Annotated in this window: 2 protein-coding genes and 1 pseudogene; all 3 read left to right on the top strand. The window is 66.5% G+C overall.

Translation table 11 applies throughout. From position 1 onward, the window contains the following. Positions 1-334: 334 nt before the first annotated feature. The gene (locus ABZ070_RS37020; protein ID WP_356640566.1) at positions 335-589 is read left to right on the top strand and encodes a hypothetical protein; all 255 of its coding nucleotides are present in this window, start codon (positions 335-337) and stop codon (positions 587-589) included. Positions 590-870: 281 nt separating this feature from the next. Then, positions 871-1,595 (top strand): annotated as a pseudogene (locus ABZ070_RS37015) (IS5 family transposase); the annotation flags it as partial. A gap of 224 nt (positions 1,596-1,819) precedes the next feature. Then, the coding region (locus ABZ070_RS37010; RefSeq protein WP_356640564.1) for a diiron oxygenase at positions 1,820-2,138 on the top strand (319 nt) is incomplete at its 3' end.

Below are 2,138 nucleotides of genomic sequence, written 5' to 3'. Positions count from 1 at the left end.
AGTTCTCCAGGTCGCGGTGGAGCATCTGCGCCTTGTTGCCGGGGCCGATCTCGATCACCTGGGCGGTGGTCATCCAGTACGTGCCCGACTCCTGGCGGGAAGTCCAGGGCTCGTTCGGCACCACGACGCAGCGGGCCATGCTCTCGAACTGTCGTGTCCTGAGTGAGGGCGTCGACACCAGAAGCGTGGACAGCGTCGCCCTGCTGGGCCCCAAGGGCACGCCGCACGACATCGTCCAGGCCATCGGCCCGCCCTGCGGCAGAAGGGGGACAGGGGAAGCTCCCCTCTCTGATCGTGCCCGTTATTTCTCCAGTCCGGGGAAAAGCCGGAGGACATGCTCACCTCGGAGTCGTATCGCCCGTTGATGAAGGTGTCGGAAGGTTTGCGCGCTCATGATGAAGAGGCGATCGAATTGCTGGCGATCCCCCCGGAGCAGCGGAAAGACGTTGCGCAGCCGTCCGAGTACATCGGCCCGCCGCCCGAGGAAGGCGAGGAAGAATCCAGCCTGTGGCTCCGTTTCGCGGCCCCCAGAGGTCCGGTGATCGTCGCGGACTGGGTCAGCTTCAACATGATTGACACGGAGAAGTAGGACTGGGCGCGCGGCTGGGCAGCGCTCAAGAAGTTCACCGTGCGTGACCTTGACGCCCGAGTCCCGTACGGAGACCGGGAGGGGGCGTGTCCCCTTGGGCAGTGGGTCGCAGAAGCACTGGACGCTGTGCGCGCCCCGCAACGGGACCGGCCGGTGGGCCAGTGGCTTTCGAATTTGAGGCGGCCAGGGGCGCTGGACTACCACCCCGAGTGGAAGGCGGCGCTGGAGGCCGTGACGAGGACTGGAACCCGTCACGTCCGGCGGACTGGCAACGACCCTGGCTGTGGGAGATTACGGAGCCGCTGACCCCGCCGTCGAAGGTGCGGCCGCAGGGCGGCGGGACGCAGGACACGTCTGATGAGACGCTGTTCGCGGCGATCATCTATGTGTTGGTCAGCGGCTGCGCTTGGCGGGACTTGCCGCCGTGCTTCGGGAGGTCGAAGTCGACCGCGCATCGCCGGTTCCTGATCTGGTCCAGAGCCGGCGTATGGGGCCGCCTTCATGAAGCGGTCCTGCACCACCTCGACGACGCCGGCCTGATCGACCTCTCCCGCGTCGTCCTCGACTCCACCCACATCATGGCCAAAAAGAGGGGGGCGCACACAGGCCCCGAACCCCGTGGACCGGGGCAAACCGGGTTCCACGATGCACGTCCCGTCGGACGCGAACGGACTGCCCCACCTCGTTGGCGTCTCCGCAGCCAATGTCCACGACAACCTCGCACTGAAGCCCATGGTGGCAGGTCACCAAACGAGACACGACCCCCACCCCGGACGCCACTTCAAACCCCAACGCCTGCACGCCGACAAGGCCTACGACATCCCCCTGCACAGATGGTTACGCGCCAAACGCATCGGCGTCCGCATCACCCGCAAAGACATCGACTCCAGCAAACGACTCGACCGCCGCAGATGAGCCATCAACGCACCACGTGCTGCCAGACCGGCCACCGCAGACACAACCACCGCTACGAAACGCCCCCCGCAACTACCTGGGATTCCTCGGAGGGGAACCGCGGCCGCCATACCGACCCGCGTCCTCGGCCAGATACAGGTCCAGCTCAGCCTGCGCCCGCCACACGGCCCCTGTCCGCGGCCAGGCCCGCCAGCTCATCGCGTGTAAGGGATTGACGACCTTACTGACATGGAGTCTCATAAGGTGTCCCCCGGGCATCCGTCTGCCCGGGGGCGATTTCCGGACCCGATGCCAACTAGCGAGGTGCCATCCGCCATGACGAGCGTGACCGACCGCGATGTGCAGCTGCTCCGCGACGCACTCGGCCAGCTCCGGGACCGCGAACAGGTCGCCGAGCGGCTGCTCGAGTCCTCTGCCAAGCATTCCTTCAACCCCGACAAGGAGCTCGACTGGGAGGCGCCCGTCGAGGAGGGCAAGTGGTTCTGGCCGCCGGAGCTGCTCTCCCTCTACGACACCCCGCTCTGGCACAAGATGTCCGAGGAACAGCGGCTCGAACTGGCAAGGCCGAGACCCGAACGCCCCTACTTCGTCGCCAAGTTCAGCCACGCCTATCCGGGCTACCAGGCCCGCCACC

This window comes from Streptomyces sp. NPDC006283, assembly GCF_040613325.1.
In the GTDB taxonomy this organism is placed as follows: domain Bacteria; phylum Actinomycetota; class Actinomycetes; order Streptomycetales; family Streptomycetaceae; genus Streptomyces.
The sequence above is the reverse complement of the archived record's forward strand: the minus strand, read 5'-3'. Positions and strand labels throughout refer to the sequence as shown.